Origin of the sequence: Gordonia sp. (in: high G+C Gram-positive bacteria), assembly GCF_020438995.1 — a bacterium.
Lineage (GTDB): Bacteria > Actinomycetota > Actinomycetes > Mycobacteriales > Mycobacteriaceae > Gordonia.
The window spans coordinates 1-19,499 of record NZ_JAGQTN010000297.1 but is presented as its reverse complement, the minus strand read 5'-3'; the positions used below and the strand labels follow the sequence as shown (position 1 = coordinate 19,499).

The window sequence follows — 19,499 nt, the reverse complement described above, 5'->3', positions numbered from 1 at the left end:
GTCGACGCTGGGCAAGAAGGGCCGCGAACTCCTCGAAGCCGCCTGCCAGGACCTGCTCAACCGGGGCGGGTATCCGTCGTATACGACCGTCAAGCGGGCCATGGCCTCCATCCACGCCGATGCCGATCGGTGCAGCAGTCCCATGCTCTGGCTGTTGCCATATGCGCATACCGCTGCGCGACCTAACCTTCCCGTCGCTGTTCTCGAGGAGGTCGCCCGCAAGCTCCGCTAGCTCCGACTGCTCGTCGATCACCGCGATGACCTGACGCTATCCACCAGATCGCGCTGACCCAAACGCGCCCACCCAACGCCGGCGGACATACCGCCTACCTACGCTGAGAAGCAACGAAAAGGCAGAACCAAGAAGGCCACCTCCGACAGCCTCAAGCGGTGACGGTGGGGGAGGGGAGCGGCTGGCTGCCGAGGCAGTTCTGGGTTAGCTCGGTCAGTCGTGTTTCACGTGAAACACGACTGACCACCACCCATGCCCCAGCGACCCTCGTGCGCCGCCCTATGCGTGCCGAGGTAGCCGCGATGTCAGATTCCGCAGCAGCTTGACAAACACCATCGGGCCACAGATATCTACATCTAGGACAAGCCGCAGAGAGTGCAAGCACGCGCACACAGGGAAGTTGGTCGACAGAATTCGCGACGCGACAACTCACGTCCTGCCTCGAAGCCCAGCAACTGTCAATGGATACCAGGTCGCCGAACTTGCGGAGTCGACTTTTCGCATCCTCAATTCTTACTCGACGGCAGGTCAGCCCAATCGAGGAGACACTGTGAGTCGAAAGTCCGAATCGGCGTATAGGTACCGACTAGGCCCGCCACCGCCCTCCGAGGTTGAGTTCGTCGACGGGTAAGGACCATGCCTACGCCCGAAAAACTCGCCGAAGCTCGCGAGGACATTGCGCGCGTCAAGGAGCTATGGATGGCCCAGCATGACAACCTCGAACCTTGACGACGACACCAAGACCCGAAGATTCAAGGACTCTCAAGGACTACCGCGCATACGGGAGGGCGCCCTCAAGTTGCCAGTGCCGGTCTCTGGTCGGGTTCGGTGGGTTTGTTAATCCAGACCGTTGTGGGTGGGGTGAGGATCTTGGGGGCGGCGGTGTCGGCGCGGAACCGTTCGGGGTGCACTTGACGGGCTCAGACCAGGACCTCGCCCGGGCGGTGGTCTTGTCGTCGGCGCGGCCGAAAAGCACGTCGGTGGGGCTTGTCCAGCGCGGTCTCGGTGATGGCGAGCTTCCTATTCGCCTGGGCCAGTTCCTTGTAAGCCGGGCGATCTCGGCCTGCTCGGCGGCAGACCTCCCTTGCGGCGCCGGGCGCCGGTACCAGCTGTCGACGGACATGGGAATCTGACCGTAGACGGACATGAAAGTGACCACTGACCGCCATTCAGAACTGCCCGCCCGCGGTCATGAAACTGACCGTGGGCGATCATGAATCCGCCCGGACCTATCCATCTTGTGCGGCGCGTCTGCACCGTAGGGGACCTCTCCTGTGTGTTCGATGGCGATGCCTAGTCGAACCGAACTACAGGAGCGGTCCACCGTGAAGTCTGACGGAGAACTCATGGAAATACTGACGGCCGGGCGGTGTCGGTGGTGAAATCTCAATGGCGCCTTGGTCATACACGTGTGCACCGGCCGTGGGTCACTGAGCCGGGACTATGGTTGCAGTACGACTTCGGCGACGGTCCGATGGTCGTAAGGTGGTGCTGTCGGTGGCGTGGCTGGCGTGGTGAGACCGAACGCCCGCACCTGCACGCGATCCCGGAGCTGCCGCACACCGCCGGGCTCGGGGTGACCCGCAAAGTACCCGACAACACCCCGATGATCACCATCGATCACTGCCAATACGCCAATACTCTGTTCCGGCAACACTTTTAGGTCAATCGGTGTGGGTCCGCTACTCCGGTGGTGGCGGTGACGTGATCATCTGCGCGGTCAACGACGGTGGGCTGATCGGGGGGCCCGCCACGCCCGCACCACCCGCGGTACCCCGGCGATCAATGATGACCATTTCCCCGGCTCTCACCCCAAAACACCTGGGGATTACCGGATTTGGGCCCGCACCATCGAAGACCGGATGTTCCTCGCAATCGGGGAGGGCGCAGCGACCTGGCTCAAAGAAGCTGCCGCGACCGGTACCGAACAGATGCGGCAGTAAATGGTCCACGCCGTGGAACTGGCCGCCCTCGGGACTCCCGCTGATGTGGACTGGGCACTGGGCTACGCCGCCGTCCACGCCCGCCCCATGCTCGCCTCCGCGCCGATGACACTGGCAGTGGTGGCGCTGGCGTGCTCGGATCGGTTTTGCACGCGGCATTCGGGCGCGGTGAAATTCGGGCGTGGTGAAACAACGTCTGGCGGCGCTGCGCGCGGCCGCCGCATCACGCCATCGGCACCAGACTCGCCGCCGACGACACTGTCCAGACCCCGAGACACCACGGGAGCTCATCTAGCCGGCCCGAACACTTCAGCCTCGATGCGCACACAGGAAAGTCCACGCCCACCACCACCGGCGACGAGGCAGGCCCGCATGCCTGACCGTCACCTCACCGAAGCCGACATGCCCTTGTTGCCGACATGCCCTTGTCACCCAGCTACGGATGACTGCATTCGGGCCGACCGTCATCGAACTGGCCAACGACCCGGCGCCAACAGACTCGACCTTCTCGACCCGACAACCCATCAACGACTGGACTTCCTCACCGACCTGCACAACTGCGATCTGCTCGTCCTTGACGACTTCCTGACCATACCGGTGACCGGCCACACTGCCGCCGGACTCCTCAACATGCTCGCCGCCTCAGGAAGGGACATCGGATCGCAGGGTGTCGCTGACAGGGTGGCGCGAAGTCACGAGCACTTCCTATCTGGCCAGCCCCATGCCCGACCATGGAAGCGCGGTCACTGCCGTGGGCGCTTGGTTGCCCTCGTGCCGTGCGACTTGGTTCCGCGCCGACGATCCGGCAGGTTGTTCGCGACCTTGTCGCCGACGACGACTGTCGTCGGGTCATCGAGGAACCGGGTACCGCAGGTGACCACACGCAGCCGAGTCAGGCCACGCTTCTCGACGACGGCCTTGTCGCGTTCGATCTCCTCGGCCGCCGACGATCCTTTGATCGCCACCATCACGCCGCCGGACGCGACCAGGGGAGCCGACCAGCCGGCGAGACGTTCGAGGGGGGCGACGGCCCGCGAGGTGACGACATCGGCGGTACCGATCTCGGCACGCACCGACTTCTCCTCGGCACGGCCACGAACCACCCGCACACCGTCGAGGCCGAGCCGCGCGATCACCGAATCGAGGAATGTCGACCGTCGCAGCAACGGTTCGACCAGCGTCACCGAAAGGTCGGGACGCGCGATGGCCAACGGAATTCCGGGTAGGCCCGCACCGCTGCCGATATCGATCACGGTGGACCCGGGAGCGATCACCTCTCCGATGACCGCACAGTTGAGCACGTGCCGAGTCCACAGCCGATCGACCTCCCGGGGACCGATCAGTCCCTGAACGATCCCCTCTGTGGCAAGGATGTCTCGGTAGTCCTGGGCGAGGTTCAGGCGGTCACCGAAGACACCTGTCGCGGCCGGCGGGGTAGGGGAGTGCACGCCCTCGGCAACTTCGCCGGACACGGCTTTCCCGGATGCCAGGTCGTCGCCCTCGTCAAGTGTGCCCACTGCTGCCTCCCTACGCCGCCGGCTGTGTTGTTTCACGTGAAACAACACAGCGACGGCTCTCGTCATTCTGATACCGATGAACGCGATCCGGAAATCGCAAACCCTACCGAAACGGGAAAAGTCCCGGCCGAAGCCAGGACTCTCCACGTCGACACAACCGCAGCGTCAACACGAACTGCTACGACGAGCGCAGCACGACAACCCGGCGCTTCGGCTCGGCACCCTCGCTCTCGGACACCACACCGTCCACACCGGCGACCGCATCGTGAACGATCTTGCGTTCGAACGGGGTCATCGGATCGAGTGATTCCTTCTCACCGCTTGCAAGCACCCGCTCAGCGACCTCGCGGCCGAGACGGGCGAGGCGGTCACGACGATCAGCACGCCATCGTGCGATGTCAAGCATCAGCCTGCTGCGGTCGCCGGTGGCCTGCTGCACGGCGAGCCGGGTCAGTTCCTGCAGGGCGTCGAGCACCTCACCCTTACGTCCGACGAGCTTGCTCAGGTCGTCACCGCCGTCGATGCTGACGACCGCGCGATCTCCGTCGACATCGAGGTCGATATCACCGTCGAAGTCAAGCACGTCGAGCAGCTGCTCGAGGTAGTCGCCGGCGATCTCACCCTCCTCGATGAGCCGCTCGTCGTCATCGAGCTCGTCATCATCGGTACCGCCCTCGACGTCATCGACCTGTCCGGTGGCCTCATCATCGGTGGCCTCACCGGCGTCGGAAAGTTCCTGCGCAGCCTGCTCGTCGACGACCTCCTCGTCGACGAGTTCGTCCTGCGCTGTGGTCTCAGTTGTCATATCAACCGCCTCAATCTTGGTGATTAGAAAAAGTCTCTGCGCCGAGAACGGCGGGGTTACTACTTGCCACCGGAGCGGTTCCGTTTGGCCGCACTACCCTTGCCAACACCTTTACCGCCGCCGGAACCGCCCTTCGACCTACCCCCCGAGGACTTGCCTCCCGACGACTTTCCCGCCGAGCCGGACTTACGATTCGCGCCCGCAGCAGGTTTGGCCCCCGGGGCCGGTTTGGCTGCCGGCTTCGCGCCCGCCTGCGGTTTGGTCGGCTTCTGTCCTGGCTTCGTCATGTCCACCGACGATGATTCAGTGCCGGCACCGTCCGAATCAGCGGACTCATCAGCTGCCTTGGCCGGTGCTGCGACGCCGCGTTTGGTGCGGTTCGGCCGCGCTCCGGGTTGTGGCGCGTTGGCCTTGCGCTTCTCCTGCTTGGCCTGCTTGGCGGCTTCCTCTTCCTTCTCGATCTGGCCGAACACGATGTGCTGCTGGCCGTAGGTCCAGATGTTGTTGCTCATCCAGTAGAGGAGGATCGCAACGGGGAAGAACACGCCGGTGACGAGGATGCCAAGCGGGAAGACGTACAGCGCGAGGTTGTTCATGATCCGCGTCTGCGGGTTCTCGAGCGCCGCCGCAGGCTGACGGGCCACCGAGGCGCGCGAGTTCATGTGTGTGGAGACCGACGCGACGATCATCATCGGCACGACGAGGATTGCGATATGACCACGGGTGAAGTCGATGGCGGCCGGTATGCCGTTGTCCCACTGAACGAACGCGACCCATTCCGTCTTGGGCTGCGTCACGTACGACGACAGCGGCACCCCGAACAGCCGGGCGTCGAGGAAGTTCTGCACCTGGTCGGCATTGAAGACATAGTTGCCGATAGACCTGGTCTCCTCGGCACCCATGCCGAGCTGACCCATGCCGGTGCCCATCCGGTTGAACGAGCGCAGCACGTGGAACAGGCCGATGAACACGGGGATCTGCATGAACATCGGCAGGCAGCCGAGCAGCGGGTTGAAGCCGTGCTCCTTCTGCAGCTTCTGCATTTCCTCGGTCATCTTGACCCGGTCCTTGGCGTACTTCTTCCGGATCGCCTGAAGCTGCGGGTTGATCTCCTGCATCTTCTTGGTGGTGCGGACCTGCTTGACGAACGGCTTGTACAGGATCGCGCGCAGGGTGAACACCAGGAAGACCACCGACAGGGCCCAGGCGATACCGTCGCCGCCGGGGGTGTTGGGGGTCAGATGGTCGAACAGCCAATGCCAGACCCACATGATCCAGGAGACCGGCCAGTAGATGAAGTTGAGCACGGGTCGGTTACCCCTTACGTCGAGTGTGTGTCGAACGGATTGCCGGTTCGGTCTCACGCCGTCCTCCGGGGAGGTAGAAGCGAAGACCACGTTCAGGTACCGGGTCGTATCCCGGTTTGTGCCACGGCCCGCATTTGAGCAGACGCATGACAGTCAGTGTTCCGCCGTGCATCAGGCCGTGGGTATTGAGCGCGTCGACGGCGTACGCCGAGCAGCTGGGCTCGAAGCGGCAGGTCGGCATGCGCATCGGGGAGATCCACGATCGGTACAGCTCGATCATGAAGATCACGGCGTGGCGGGGAAACAGGCGTAGACGGCGAAGCGCAGACGGCGCGGCCGATGTTTGCTCAGAGACGGATGTTTGCCCGGAGACGGCAGAGACGTCGGTCGGGGCTTCAGTCGTAGGGGCGACGTCAGCAAGGGCATCGGTCATGTCCGCACCGCCTCGGGAACCGGTGCCGGGTCGAGAACCGCTCGCACTCGACGATGCCGGAGCGCGGTACTCAGTTGGTCGGCGAGTGTGACGCTGCTCGGCCCGGCAGCGGACGGCCGGGCGCGGACGACAACCAGCGTGTCGGCCGGAATCAGTGCCATCACATCAACGAACGCGGCTCGCAGCCGACGTGCGACGCGGTGCCGGGTGACGGCATTGCCGACGGCTTTGCTGACGATCAGCCCCAGTCTGGGACCACCGAGGGTGGCGACGTCATCTCGCGGTCCCGGCTGGTCCGTGCGGACGATCCCGGGCTGGGCGACGTGGACGATGAGGTCACGTGTGGAAACACGCGCACCGTGTTTGAGTGCGCGTGCGAAGTCGGATCCCGACGAGATCCGATGCTGTGCTGCGACCATCGAGGATCATACCGAACCGGCGGTCGGTTCGGTGCGGGTGAATCGCGGCCCTGGGATAGCGGGAAGTAGGTGCGGCCTATTCGGCGTCCACACGGTTGCGATTCACCGGCACTTCACCGACGAACCCTGCTCTGGCGACTGCCCGGTCAAAACCCGGATCGGCGCCGGAAGCAGGGTGCCGGAGATTCGGTGATGCCGTCGGTCAGGCGGTGAGCTTTGCGCGGCCCTTGCTACGACGGCTGTTGACGATCGCACGACCGGCCCGCGTCCGCATGCGCAGACGGAATCCATGCACGCGCGAGCGACGACGGTTGTTGGGCTGGAATGTCCGCTTTCCCTTGGTCACAGCTGACTCCTTGTTTCGAGATGGTCCGGTTTCCAGATCACGGTGCCGGACTCTTGCCGGGTTGCTGACAGCGCCGTAGTCAACGGGTAAAGTCCCGCCGAGGTCCGATTCTGCCGCGCAAATCCGTTACCTGGATGACCAGTCGAGACTACTGATTCGCGATGCCCAAATCAAACGAGCGCATCGCACGCCGATGACGTCGTTCACCGGCGGCTTCTTTCCACAACTGTGGATAACCATGTGGACAACACGGCCGGTTCTCGGGCATGGTGACAGTCTCACCCACGACGCCGGCTCGTCTCATCCGGCAGGAGGACAGGTACACGTGACGTCGGACCGGGATTCGTTCAGCGAGGTGTGGCAGCAGGTCGTCGCCGAACTCAACAGCGATTCGGCGATCGGTCACGACCCGCTGACACGTCAGCAAAAGGCCTGGTTGTCGCTGGTACAGCCGCTGACGCTCGTCGAGGGTTTCGCGCTCTTGGCAGTACCGACACCGCTGGTGCAGGAGCAGATCGAACGCAATCTGCGCGACACCATCAACACCGTTCTGACCCGTCATCTGGGCCATCCCGTCGACCTCGGTGTACGCATCGCGGCACCGACGGCGCCGATGCCTGTGAACGGTACCGCTGCACCCGGAACCGAGACGCTCGTCACCGATCCATCCACAGCCCGGCCGGGAAACCCCGACTTTCCGCCCGGCACCGATCTTCCGCCGGCAGCCGGCTACCGTACCGAACCCCAGCAGTACACCGAGCCCACCCATTACTCGGCTGACGAACGCCGGCCGATCCCGCGCCCACCCGGTACCGACTCGGAATCGGACTCGAACTGGTCGAGCTATTTCACCGGCCGCAACGCACCCGCACCGCAACCCACCAGCGCCAATCTCACCCCCAAGTACACCTTCGACACGTTCGTGATCGGCGCGTCCAACCGATTCGCACACGCCTCGGCCGTCGCGGTTGCCGAGGCTCCGGCCCGCGCTTACAACCCGCTGTTCATCTGGGGCGAGTCCGGGCTGGGCAAGACGCATCTGCTGCACGCCGCCGGCCACTACGCGCAACGGCTGTTCCCCGGTATGCGGGTCAAGTACGTCTCCACCGAGGAGTTCACCAACGACTTCATCAACTCACTGCGTGACGATCGCCGGGTCCAGTTCAAGGACCGCTATCGCGCGATCGACGTGCTGCTCGTCGACGACATCCAGTTCCTCGTCGGCCGCGAAGGTATCCAGGAGGAGTTCTTCCACACCTTCAACACACTGCACAACAACAGCAAGCAGATCGTCATCTCCTCGGACCGTCCACCCAAGCAGCTGGCGACTCTCGAGGACCGGCTGCGTACCCGGTTCGAGTGGGGTCTGATCACCGACGTCCAGCCGCCCGATCTCGAGACGCGGATCGCGATTCTGCGCAAGAAGGCGCAGATGGACACCATCGCGGTGCCCGACGACGTGCTCGAGCTGATCGCCTCGAAGATCGAACGCAACATCCGCGAGCTCGAGGGTGCGCTGATCCGGGTGACGGCGTTCGCCTCGCTCAACAACACCGAGCTCGACAAGTCGCTGGCCGAGGTGGTTCTCGAAGCCCTACTGCCCAATTCGGAGTCGTTGGAGATCAGCGCCGCGAGCATCCTGGCGATCACGGCCGAGTACTTCGACATCTCCGTCGACGAGCTGCGCGGGCCGCAGAAGACCCGCTCGATCGCCAATGCCCGGCAGATCTCGATGTATCTGTGCCGGGAGCTGACCGATCTGTCGTTGCCGAAGATCGGCGAGACGTTCGACCGGGACCACACCACGGTCATGTACGCCGAGCGCAAGATCCGCAAGCTGATGAACGAGAACCGCAAGGTCTACGACCACGTCCAGGAGCTCACGGCCCGGATCAAGCAGCGAGCCGTCTGACCTGGTAGTTCTGCCCGTCCGATACTTCTCCGGAGGCATCGGACGGCGCTTCGGGCAGCCTGGATGCCTACCCAAACACTCAACGCTTACTTGAGACTTTTCGACGAGTGGTACCGGCGTGTCGACACGGCCACGAAGACATATTTCCACTGCGTTACGAACTACTCCCAGCTGTGGACAAACCCTGGGATAACTTAGTGCGCCGTGTGCACCAACGGTGGACAGCGCACTAACAGAACCCGTAATGCACAGCACTCGCGCCGATCGTCCGCACGTAGTGCACTAAGGACTCACAGCGGCCGAACGGCTCTGACTACGACGAATGCCCAGTTATCCACAGAACTCACAGGGCCTACTACCACTATGAATCTCTATCTCGAGAAAAACTCTTAAAAGCAGCGTGTGTACACAACCGCGCCGTGGCGCGCGCATCCGGAGAGCCGGCACTTGGAACCCACCGACCCCACGAACCCAGCGAGCGTTCTACAGTGGAACTCCCCATGCCACTGGCATCGGGTGACCTCCCGACCGCACGCAACAAGATGTCCACGCATGTCCCGGCGCTCACACCAAGCGCGGCCTGCGCCGGACAGAAGGGCAGCCACGCAGCATGAAGTTCCGTGTCGCACGTGACGAGTTCGCAGAGTCGGTGACGTGGGTCGCGCGCAGCCTGCCGAGCAGGCCGCCCGTCCCCGTGCTGGGCTGTGTGGTGCTCACCGCCGGCGACATCGAACCCGGTCGCGACGGCCTGACCGTCTCCGGCTTCGACTACGAGGTGTCCGCGGAGGAGACCATCTCCGCCGAAGTCGCCGAACCCGGTCGCGTCCTGGTCTCCGGTCGGCTTCTGGCCGACATCACCAAGGCCCTGCCGCACAAGCCTGTCGATGTCAGCCTCGACGGTTCGCGCGTCGCCATCAGCTGCGGTAGTGCCAAGTTCTCCCTGCCGACCATGCCGGTCGAGGACTACCCGGAGATGCCGAAGGTTCCCGACGTCACCGGCTCCCTGCCCGCGGGCATCTTCGCCGAGGCCATCACCCAGGTCGCGGTCGCCGCGGGGCGCGATGACACCCTGCCGATGCTGACGGGTGTGCGACTGGAGATCGAGGGCAACATCGTGGTCCTGGCCGCCACCGACAGGTTCCGCCTCGCCGTGCGCGAGCTCGAGTGGCAGCCCACCACGGCCAGCGTCTCCGGTGCCGTGCTGGTTCCCGCCAAAACGCTCTCCGACAGTGCCAAGACGGCCGGTTCCGAGGGCAACGTCGAGCTGGCGTTCGGATCCGGCGGCAGTGTGGGTTCCGAGGGCATCCTCGGTATCCTCGGTCAGAACAAACGCACCACCACCCGCCTGCTCGACGCCGAGTTCCCCAAGTTCCGCCAGCTCCTGCCGGCCAGCCACACCGCGATCGCCACCATCGAGGCGGCCCCGCTGATCGAAGCCATCAAACGTGTGGCCCTCGTCGCCGAACGTGGCGCGCAGGTGCGCCTCGAGTTCAGCGTCGGTTCGGTGCTGCTCACCGCCGGCGGCGACGAGGCGGGCAAGGCCGAGGAGTCCCTCGAGGTGAACTTCCACGGCGAGCCGCTGACCATCGCCTTCAATCCCGGCTATCTGCTGGACGGACTCAGCGCAATCGGTTCTCCGAGCGTTGATTTCGGTTTCACCACCCCGAGTCGGCCCGCGGTGCTGCGACCATCGTCGGGCGAGGAGCCGGTGGCCGACGAGTCCGGTGCCTTCGTCGCCCCGGACAGCGTGTTCACCTACCTGCTGATGCCGGTTCGCCTCCCGGGCTGAGAATCCTGGCTGACCTGAAAAATCCTGGCTGACAAGGCATCCCGTGGCGTGAGGTGATTGCGTGTACGTCCGTCATCTGTCGATGCGGGATTTCCGCTCCTGGCGTTCCTTCGAGCTCGATCTCCCGCCGGAGACCACGATCTTTGTGGGACACAATGGATTCGGGAAAACCAATATCCTCGAGGCGCTGTACTACCTGACGACTCTGCGTTCACATCGGGTCAGCACCGACGCCCCGCTGGTTCATCACGGCTGTGCGTCGGCTGTGATCGCTGCGACCGTCGAGCACAACGGTCGTGAGCTCACCGCCGAACTCACCGTCAACGCCGTGGGCACCAACAAGGCACGCATCAACACCGCGCCGGCGCGCCGGCCGCGTGAGCTGATCGGGATCCTCCGGTCGGTGATGTTCGCCCCCGAGGACCTGTTGCTGGTGCGCGGCGACCCCGGAGACCGCCGGCGTTTCGTCGATGAGCTTGTCGCACAACAAGGTCCGCGCTGGGTCGCCGCCCGTGCCGACTACGACAAGGTGCTGCGTCAGCGCACGGCACTGCTCAAGACCGCAGGTGCGGTCATGCGACGTGGTGGCAGCGACGCGGCGTCGGTGATCTCCACTCTCGACGTATGGGACGGTCAGCTCGCCGATCTCGGCGCCCAGATCACCGCGGCCCGCGTCGACGTTCTCGAGGCATTGCGCCCACATGTCGTCACCGCGTACGCCGCGATCGCACCGCATTCGCGGCCGGCCGATCTGCGTTACCGGCCGGCCGCGGGCCCGCACCTGCTGCCCGTACCAGGGCAGCCTGCGGCCATCGACGAGATACGCGACCACCTGCTCGCGGGTCTGGCAGAGCTGCGCGGCAAGGAGATCGAGCGTGGGGTGTGCCTGGTCGGCCCGCACCGCGACGACATCGACGTCATCCTCGGTGACCAGGTGGCCAAGGGGTTTGCCAGCCACGGTGAATCCTGGTCTCTGGCACTGTCTTTGCGACTCGGATCGGTGGAACTGCTACGCGCCGACGGCATCGAGCCGGTCCTCATGCTCGATGACGTGTTCGCCGAACTCGACGCCGCCCGCCGACGGCATCTCGTCGAGTTCACCGCATCCGCGCAGCAGTTGCTGATCACCGCGGCCGTCGCCGATGACATTCCCGACGGTGTCGGCGGTCGTACCCTGAACATAGACACCGTCACCGACGACACCGGCCGTCATTCCCTGATCAGCACGCCCTGACGAAAGGTCACCGCAGCCATGACCGATGACACCGGCGCGCATATCCCCAAAGACAGGGGCGGCTACGAACTGGCCAGCAAAGCTCTCGAGGAGGCCCGGGCCGCCGCCCGCGCCGCGGGTAAGTCCGTCGGGCAGGGCCGGGCTTCGCCGGTACGCCGCCGACGGGTCACCGGCACCCGTCGCCGTTGGTCCGGAGCCGGCCCCGATTCCCGTGACCCGCAGCCGCTCGGCAGGCTCGCCGCGCAGATCTCCGCGGGCCGCGGCTGGCAGGCCGACCTCGGCAAAGGCATGGTCTTCGGTATGTGGGACACCATCGTCGGCCCCGACATCGCCGCGCATGCCCAGCCGACCCTGTTGCGCGACAAGGTGTTACACGTCCAAGCCGAGTCGACGGCCTGGGCCACGCAGCTACGCTACATCCAGTCCCAGGTACTCGCCAAGATTGCCGCGGGCGTCGGGCACGGGGTGGTCACGAGCCTGCGCATCACCGGCCCGAAGGCCCCGTCGTGGAAGAAGGGTCCGCGCAGCGTCCCCGGCCGCGGCCCCCGCGACACCTACGGCTGAGCAACCCAGCCGCTGGTTGCGATGACAATGTCATCTCGCGAGGTCATCTCGCGAGGTTTCGAGGCTCGGTCGCCGGTCGGCCTCGCACCTCAACCGTCGGGATGGGCCTGTGAACGATCGCTGATCCACCGACCACACCCGGTTGGGGGTAACAGCGAAAAAATCGGTCTGTGTGCAAATCAGCGCCTGCTGATGGTCGTTCCTGGGTGGATAAGCCAGTAGTATGGACCTGTTGTGCCGATCGGGTGAGGATCGGGCACGTCCGCGCGCTGAGGGGGCACCGGGTCTTCGACTGACGAAGAACGCCGTGACCTGTGCGTATGCGGTCGGCCGCCCCGTACCACCCGTGTCGACGTGGGACGAGACGAAAAGGAGTGGACGCAACTCGTGGCCGAGACCAACGACGCATCCAGTAGCAACCGCAGGCCGACCAAGAAGCCGGGGGAGTACGGCGCGGACTCCATCAACATTCTCGAGGGGCTCGAGGCTGTCCGCAAACGGCCGGGCATGTACATCGGTTCGACCGGTGAGCGCGGCCTGCACCATCTGATCTGGGAGGTCGTCGACAACTCCGTCGATGAGGCGATGGCAGGTTATGCCACCCGCGTCGACGTCACCCTGCTGGCCGATGGCGGCGTGGAGGTCGTCGACGACGGCCGCGGCATCCCCGTCGCCACCCACGCCACCGGCGTCCCCACCGTCGAGGTCGTCATGACCCAGCTGCACGCCGGCGGCAAGTTCGACTCCGACTCCTATGCGGTGTCGGGTGGTCTGCACGGCGTCGGCATCTCCGTGGTCAACGCGCTGTCGACGAAGGTCGAGCTCGAGATCAGACGAGACGGCTTCAACTGGAGTCAGACGTACCTCAATTCCGAGCCGCAAACTCTGCATCAGGGTGCGCCGACACGCAAGCGGGGCACCACCACCCGCTTCTGGCCGGACCCGGCGATCTTCACCGAGACCACCAGGTTCAACGCCGAAACGGTGGCGCGGCGCCTGCAGGAGATGGCCTTCCTCAACAAGGGCCTGACCATCACGCTCACCGACAATCGGCCACAGGCCATCGAGGCACCGGGCGACCCCAACGGTGACGGCCCGGCGCCCGGCGGCACCGAGATCGCCGAGGCGGTGCAGTCGCAGTCGGAGAAGGCCGCCGCCAAACCGAAGACCCGCACCTACTACTACGCCGATGGTCTGATCGACTACATCAAGCACATCAACAAGCGCTCCAAAACTCCGATTCACCAGTCCGTCATCGGGTTCAGCGGCAAGGGCACCGGTCACGAGGTCGAGATCGCGATGCAGTGGAACGACGGCTACTCCGAGTCGATCCACACTTTCGCCAACACCATCAACACGCATGAGGGCGGCACGCACGAAGAGGGTTTTCGCGCCGCGCTGACGTCGACGGTCAACAAGTATGCCGCCGACAAGAAGCTGATCAAGGAGAAGGACACCAAGCTCACCGGCGACGACATCCGTGAGGGTCTTGCTGCGGTGATCTCGGTGAAGGTCTCCGACCCGCAGTTCGAGGGGCAGACCAAAACCAAACTCGGCAACACTGAGGTCAAGGGTTTTGTGCAGAAGATCTGTAACGAACATCTGGCGCACTGGTTCGAGTCCAATCCCGCCGAGGCCAAGGTCATCATCAAGAAGGCCGTCGATTCGGCCCAGGCCCGCGCCGCCGCCCGTAAGGCGCGAGATCTGGTGCGCCGCAAGACCGCAACCGATATCGGCGGCCTGCCTGGCAAGCTCGCCGACTGCCGCAGCAACGATCCCACCCTGTGCGAGGTGTACATCGTGGAGGGCGACTCGGCGGGCGGCAGCGCCAAATCGGGCCGCGATTCGATGTATCAGGCGATCCTGCCGATCCGCGGCAAGATCATCAACGTCGAAAAGGCCCGCATCGACCGAGTTTTGAAGAACACCGAGGTGCAGTCGATCATCACCGCCTTCGGCACCGGCATCCACGACGAATTCGACATCGCCAAGCTGCGCTATCACAAGATCGTGCTGATGGCCGACGCCGACGTCGACGGCCAGCACATCTCAACTCTGTTGCTCACCTTGCTGTTCCGATTCATGCGCCCGCTCATCGAGCACGGCCACGTGTACCTCGCGCAGCCGCCGCTGTACAAGCTCAAGTGGCAGGGCAAGAACGCCGAACCGGAGTTCGCCTACTCCGACCGCGAACGCGACGGCCTGCTCGAGGCCGGTAAGGCGGCGGGCAAGAAGATCAACTCCGACGACGGCATCCAGCGCTACAAGGGTCTCGGCGAGATGAACGCCAAGGAACTGTGGGAGACCACCATGGACCCGGCAGTTCGCGTGCTGCGCCAGGTGACCCTCGATGACGCCGCTGCGGCCGACGAACTGTTCTCCATCCTCATGGGTGAGGACGTCGCCGCCCGCCGCAGTTTCATCGCCCGCAACGCGAAAGACGTTCGCTTCCTGGACGTGTGATGCAGCAGGTCGTAAGGCGTCATCTTGATCCCTGAGGCCGAAGCGACCAAGCCGAAGCGACCAACCTTCTTGATCCCTGAGGCCGAAGCGACCAAGGAGTGACCAACCTTTTTGATCCCTGAGGCCGAAGCGACGAAGGAGCGAGGGTCACGAAGGGTCCGGCGACCTTTCGACACCTGACGTCACCATCTCGCCCGCGACCACACGCACACAGCGAACCACCTTTCCCCACAAAGGAACCCAGACATGACAGACACCACCCTCCCACCCACCGGCGGAGGCGACCGCATCGAACCGGTCGACCTCGGCCAAGAGATGCAGAACAGCTACATCGATTACGCGATGAGCGTCATCGTCGGCCGCGCCCTGCCGGAGGTCCGCGACGGCCTCAAGCCGGTGCACCGCCGCCTGCTGTACGCCTCCTACGACGCCGGTTTCCGCCCCGACCGCGGATATGTCAAGTGCGCCAAGCCCGTTGCCGAGACGATGGGCAACTACCATCCGCACGGTGACTCGGCCATCTACGACGCCCTGGTGCGTCTGGCACAGCCGTGGTCGATGCGGTACCCGCTCATCGACGGCCAGGGCAACTTCGGTTCCCCCGGCAACGACGGCGCGGCCGCCATGCGTTATACCGAGGCCCGTCTCACCCCGCTGGCGATGGAGATGCTTCGCGACATCGACGAGGAGACAGTCGATTTCATCCCCAACTACGACGGCAAGACCCAGGAACCGACGGTCCTGCCGGCGCGAGTACCCAATCTGCTGATCAACGGTTCGGGCGGTATCGCCGTCGGTATGGCCACCAACATCCCGCCGCACAATCTCAATGAGGTTGCGGACGCGGTGTTCTGGGCTCTCGAGCATCCCGACGCCGACGACGAGACCACCCTCGCGGCGTGTATGGAATGTGTGAAGGGACCGGATTTCCCGACGCACGGCCTGATCGTCGGCAGCCAGGGCATCAAGGATGCCTACACCACCGGCCGCGGTTCGATCCGGATGCGCAGCGTCGTGGCGATCGAGGAGAACAAGGGCACCACCACCCTGGTGGTCACCGAACTGCCGTATCAGGTCAATCCCGACAACCTGATCCTGTCGATCGCCGAACAGGTCCGTGAGGGAAAACTCAAGGGCATCAGCAAGATCGAGGATCAGTCGTCGGACCGCGTGGGTATGCGGATCGTGATCACGCTGCGCCGCGACGCCGTCGCCAAGGTCGTCCTCAACAATCTTTACAAGCATTCGCAGTTGCAGACCAGCTTCGGTGCCAACATGCTGTCCATCGTCGACGGCGTGCCGCGCACCCTGCGCCTGGATCAGATGATCCGCTACTACGTCGCCCATCAGATCGACGTGATCGTGCGCCGCACCCGATACCGGTTGCGCAAGGCCGAGGAACGTGCCCACATCCTGCGTGGTCTGGTGAAAGCCCTTGACGCCCTTGATGAAGTGATCGCACTGATCCGGGCGTCGGCCAACACCGACGAGGCCCGCCGCGGCCTGATGGATCTGCTCGACATCGACGAGATCCAGGCCGATGCGATCCTGGCGATGCAGTTGCGCCGGCTGTCGGCGCTCGAGCGCCAGAAGATCATCGACGAACTCGCCGAGATCGAACGCGAGATCGCCGACCTGCAGGACATTCTGGCCAAGCCGGAACGCCAGCGCGCCATCGTGCGTGACGAACTGAAGGCCGTCGTTGAGAAGTTCGGTGACGAACGGCGCACGCAGATCATCCCCGCCGACGGCGACGTCACCGACGAGGATCTGATCGCCCGTGAGGACGTGGTGGTGACCATCACCGAGACCGGGTACGCCAAGCGCACCAAGACCGACCTGTACCGCAGCCAGCGGCGCGGCGGCAAGGGCGTGCAGGGGGCCGGACTCAAGCAGGACGACATCGTCGCACACTTCTTCGTGTGCTCCACGCATGACTGGATCCTGTTCTTCACCACCAAGGGCCGCGTGTACCGGGCCAAGGCGTACGAGCTCCCCGAGGCCAACCGCACCGCGCGCGGCCAGCATGTGGCCAACCTGCTCGCCTTCCAGCCGGAGGAGCGGATCGCCCAGGTCATCCAGATCAAGGGTTACGACGACGCGCCGTATCTGGTGTTGGCCACCCGCAACGGTTTGGTGAAGAAGTCCAAGCTCACCGACTTCGACTCCAACCGGTCCGGTGGTATCGCCGCGATCAACCTGCGTGGCGAGGACGAGCTGGTCGGTGCGCAACTGTGCAGTGCGTCGGACGACCTGCTGCTGGTGTCGTCGAAGGGGCAGTCGATCCGGTTCAACGCCGACGACGAGACGCTGCGCCCGATGGGTCGGCAGACCTCCGGTGTGCAGGGTATGCGGTTCAACGACGATGACTCGCTGCTCTCGCTCAACGTCGTGCAGGAGGACACCTTCCTGCTGGTGGCCACCTCCGGCGGCTACGCCAAGCGCACCGCGATGGACGACTATCCGGTACAGGGACGTGGCGGCAAGGGTGTGCTGACGATCGCCCATGATCGGCGCCGGGGTGAGTTGATCGGCGCGCTGATCGTCGACCTCGACACCGAGCTGTACGCGATCACCTCCGGTGGCGGCGTGATCCGTACGGCCGCCAAGCAGGTACGCAAGGCGGGCCGGCAGACCAAGGGGGTGCGCCTGATGAACATCGACGAGGGCACCACCGTCATCGCGATCGCCCGAAACGCCGACGAACCCGAGGAAGAACGGCAGTGACTCCTGCTGTGGGGCGGTGTCGAAGCCGACCCCACAGTGACCACCACCTCGGGGACCACCACCTCGGGGACCACCACCCCGGGGACCACCACCCCGGGGGGAAGACACTACGGCCGACATCCCCTCGGGCGCATCTGCCGGGCGCGCACCGAGCTACCCGCTAGTCTGGATCGCGAGCAGTCATGCGCCGCGAGGACGCAGCCCGACGATCTCCGAGTGAGGACCGAAGTGAGTACACCCAACGAGCCGGACAAGACGCCGAACGCAGGTGCGTCGGGACCCACGCGCGGTGCCGTGGTGCAGCCGTGGCACCGGGGCCAGGGTGAGTCGGGTGGTTCCCGCACGCAGACCGCCCCCGTGAACGGCAGGACGAGCACGGGAAATCCGGTCGCGGCGAAGCCGGCTAATGGCAATTCCCGTGACGATCTGCAGGAATCCCGGGATATCCCGACGACGCGACTCGAGCAGCCCGTCCCCGTGAGCAAGCCGGGCACCGTGCCCAGCGGCCCGATGCAGGCGGCTCCCAAAGCCGTCGCACCGGCGAATGCCTCCGGACCGGCGAGACCGGCAGGTCCCAGGCCCCCACAGCAGGCGGTGAATCCGCAGGCGCGCCAGGTTCCTCCGGGTGCCGGCCCGCAGCGTCCGGTGCAGCAGGCGGGTACGGGCCCACAGCCGGTGATCCGGCCGCAAGGACCGCCGACGGGCCCCCAGCCGGTGATCCGCCAGCAGGGACCGGCCACAGGGCCGCAACCGGCGATCCGTCAGCAAGCGCCGGGTACAGGGCCGCAGCCGGTGATCCGGCCGCAGGGACCGCCGACAGGTCCGCATCCGGTCGTCGGTAAGCAGGGGGCCGGTGCTCAGCGCCCGGCGGCTGCCCCGGCGACGCCGCCCAAACGGTTCGCCGAGTCGCCGACGACCCACATCGAACGCAGGGAACTACCGGGCGAGGAACTGCCGAACCTCGACAAGATCCACCACGTCGATGAAGCCGTGGGTACCGCTGCGGGTCCGCGGACGGGGCCGGTGCAGGTGGGTGGCTCCGGTGGCGTCCGGGCCGCGGTTCAGGTGCGCCGGATCGATCCGTGGGCCACGTTCAAGGTGGCGGCGGTGCTGGCCGTCGTCGGATTCTTCATCTGGATGATCGCGGTGGCCGTCCTCTATCTGGTTCTCGGTGGGATGGGTGTCTGGGATCAGCTCAACAGCTCGTTCAACACGCTGACCACCGACGGCACCTCGATCGATTCCGACGTGATCGGCGCGGGTTCGGTGTTCTTCTGGTCCGCCCTCATCGGTGCGATCAGCGCTGTACTGATCACGGCCCTCACGACGGTCGGTGCGTACATCTACAACATCTGCGCCGACCTCGTCGGCGGTGTGGAGATCACCATCGCCGATCTCGACTGACTCCGAGATAGAGCCCCTGACCTGCCGTTTTGGTAACGACGGCATCGGTCGGGTAATCTCACTTCTCGGTTCAAGGGCCTATAGCTCAGGCGGTTAGAGCGCTTCGCTGATAACGAAGAGGTCGGAGGTTCAAGTCCTCCTAGGCCCACTGCGAGAGGTGAATTCTCACACGATTCGCACACCCGAGAGCCCACATCACGGACTCGACGGGGCCTTAGCTCAGTTGGTAGAGCGCCGCCTTTGCAAGGCGGATGTCAGGAGTTCGAATCTCCTAGGCTCCACCAGAACGTCATCGTTCAAACCGACGACGTTTCAGGTTTAAGTCCAGATTCCTCCGTAGCCTGCTGTCATGCGAGTGTGGCGTGCTGGACAATACTTGGGTCGAACAGGATGTTAAGGGACTC

General features: G+C 64.7%; 13 protein-coding genes, 2 tRNA genes and 2 pseudogenes. 11 read left to right on the top strand and 6 right to left on the bottom strand.

Annotated elements, in window-relative coordinates; translation table 11 throughout:
• Positions 1–232, top strand: a pseudogene (locus tag KDB67_RS21170) (hypothetical protein); the annotation flags it as partial.
• A gap of 1,363 nt (positions 233–1,595) precedes the next feature.
• Positions 1,596–1,747, top strand: a pseudogene (locus KDB67_RS21165) (IS21 family transposase); the annotation flags it as partial.
• A 1,171-nt stretch (positions 1,748–2,918) separates the two neighbouring features.
• On the opposite strand, the gene rsmG reads toward KDB67_RS21165, so the two are convergent.
• The 6 genes from rsmG to rpmH all read right to left on the bottom strand — a co-directional run bounded on the left by rsmG (position 2,919) and on the right by rpmH (position 7,002).
• Entirely contained in the window at positions 2,919–3,692 is a 774-nt protein-coding gene (rsmG, locus tag KDB67_RS21160; protein WP_291020328.1) for a 16S rRNA (guanine(527)-N(7))-methyltransferase RsmG, read from the bottom strand.
• Between the two features lie 178 nt (positions 3,693–3,870).
• Complete coding sequence (locus tag KDB67_RS21155; RefSeq protein ID WP_291020326.1) at positions 3,871–4,497, bottom strand: R3H domain-containing nucleic acid-binding protein; 627 nt, start codon at positions 4,495–4,497, stop codon at positions 3,871–3,873.
• 59 nt (positions 4,498–4,556) lie between these two features.
• Positions 4,557–5,804, bottom strand: coding sequence for a membrane protein insertase YidC (gene yidC / locus KDB67_RS21150; RefSeq protein WP_291020324.1), 1,248 nt, complete (start codon positions 5,802–5,804; stop codon positions 4,557–4,559).
• 7 nt (positions 5,805–5,811) lie between these two features.
• A complete protein-coding gene (gene yidD, locus KDB67_RS21145; RefSeq protein WP_333716627.1) occupies positions 5,812–6,045 on the bottom strand; it encodes a membrane protein insertion efficiency factor YidD in 234 nt (77 codons plus the stop codon).
• A gap of 188 nt (positions 6,046–6,233) precedes the next feature.
• Positions 6,234–6,656, bottom strand: coding sequence for a ribonuclease P protein component (gene rnpA, locus KDB67_RS21140; RefSeq protein ID WP_291020322.1), 423 nt, complete (start codon positions 6,654–6,656; stop codon positions 6,234–6,236).
• Positions 6,657–6,858: 202 nt separating this feature from the next.
• A complete protein-coding gene (rpmH, locus tag KDB67_RS21135; RefSeq protein ID WP_005187546.1) occupies positions 6,859–7,002 on the bottom strand; it encodes a 50S ribosomal protein L34 in 144 nt (47 codons plus the stop codon).
• Between the two features lie 325 nt (positions 7,003–7,327).
• Between rpmH and dnaA the strand changes: the two genes are divergently transcribed.
• From dnaA to KDB67_RS21090, 9 genes are all read left to right on the top strand, one after another.
• Entirely contained in the window at positions 7,328–8,914 is a 1,587-nt protein-coding gene (gene dnaA, locus KDB67_RS21130) for a chromosomal replication initiator protein DnaA (RefSeq protein WP_291020321.1), read from the top strand.
• A gap of 610 nt (positions 8,915–9,524) precedes the next feature.
• Positions 9,525–10,703: a DNA polymerase III subunit beta gene (gene dnaN, locus KDB67_RS21125; RefSeq protein WP_291020320.1), complete on the top strand. Its 1,179-nt coding sequence runs from the start codon at positions 9,525–9,527 to the stop codon at positions 10,701–10,703.
• A 61-nt stretch (positions 10,704–10,764) separates the two neighbouring features.
• Positions 10,765–11,937: a DNA replication/repair protein RecF gene (recF, locus tag KDB67_RS21120; RefSeq protein ID WP_291020318.1), complete on the top strand. Its 1,173-nt coding sequence runs from the start codon at positions 10,765–10,767 to the stop codon at positions 11,935–11,937.
• 18 nt (positions 11,938–11,955) lie between these two features.
• On the top strand, positions 11,956–12,501 hold the full coding sequence (locus KDB67_RS21115) for a DUF721 family protein (RefSeq protein WP_291020316.1): 546 nt from the start codon (positions 11,956–11,958) through the stop codon (positions 12,499–12,501).
• Between the two features lie 387 nt (positions 12,502–12,888).
• On the top strand, positions 12,889–14,964 hold the full coding sequence (gyrB, locus tag KDB67_RS21110) for a DNA topoisomerase (ATP-hydrolyzing) subunit B (protein ID WP_291020330.1): 2,076 nt from the start codon (positions 12,889–12,891) through the stop codon (positions 14,962–14,964).
• 246 nt (positions 14,965–15,210) lie between these two features.
• Positions 15,211–17,691: a DNA gyrase subunit A gene (gyrA, locus tag KDB67_RS21105; protein ID WP_291020314.1), complete on the top strand. Its 2,481-nt coding sequence runs from the start codon at positions 15,211–15,213 to the stop codon at positions 17,689–17,691.
• A gap of 228 nt (positions 17,692–17,919) precedes the next feature.
• The gene (locus tag KDB67_RS22440; RefSeq protein WP_324388785.1) at positions 17,920–19,095 is read left to right on the top strand and encodes a DUF3566 domain-containing protein; all 1,176 of its coding nucleotides are present in this window, start codon (positions 17,920–17,922) and stop codon (positions 19,093–19,095) included.
• 74 nt (positions 19,096–19,169) lie between these two features.
• Positions 19,170–19,243: transfer RNA gene (locus KDB67_RS21095), tRNA-Ile, on the top strand.
• Positions 19,244–19,303: 60 nt separating this feature from the next.
• Positions 19,304–19,379, top strand: a tRNA-Ala gene (locus KDB67_RS21090).
• Positions 19,380–19,499 lie beyond the last annotated feature (120 nt).

Bases quoted from the DNA above. Each gene is read 5' to 3' on its own strand.
- KDB67_RS21115 (WP_291020316.1), top strand. From the start codon at position 11,956: ATGACCGATGACACCGGCGCGCATATCCCCAAAGACAGGGGCGGCTAC.
- yidD (WP_333716627.1), bottom strand. From the start codon at position 6,045: ATGCCGACCTGCCGCTTCGAGCCCAGCTGCTCGGCGTACGCCGTCGAC.
- KDB67_RS21155 (WP_291020326.1), bottom strand. From the start codon at position 4,497: ATGACAACTGAGACCACAGCGCAGGACGAACTCGTCGACGAGGAGGTC.
- dnaN (WP_291020320.1), top strand. From the start codon at position 9,525: ATGAAGTTCCGTGTCGCACGTGACGAGTTCGCAGAGTCGGTGACGTGG.
- rnpA (WP_291020322.1), bottom strand. From the start codon at position 6,656: ATGGTCGCAGCACAGCATCGGATCTCGTCGGGATCCGACTTCGCACGC.
- gyrA (WP_291020314.1), top strand. From the start codon at position 15,211: ATGACAGACACCACCCTCCCACCCACCGGCGGAGGCGACCGCATCGAA.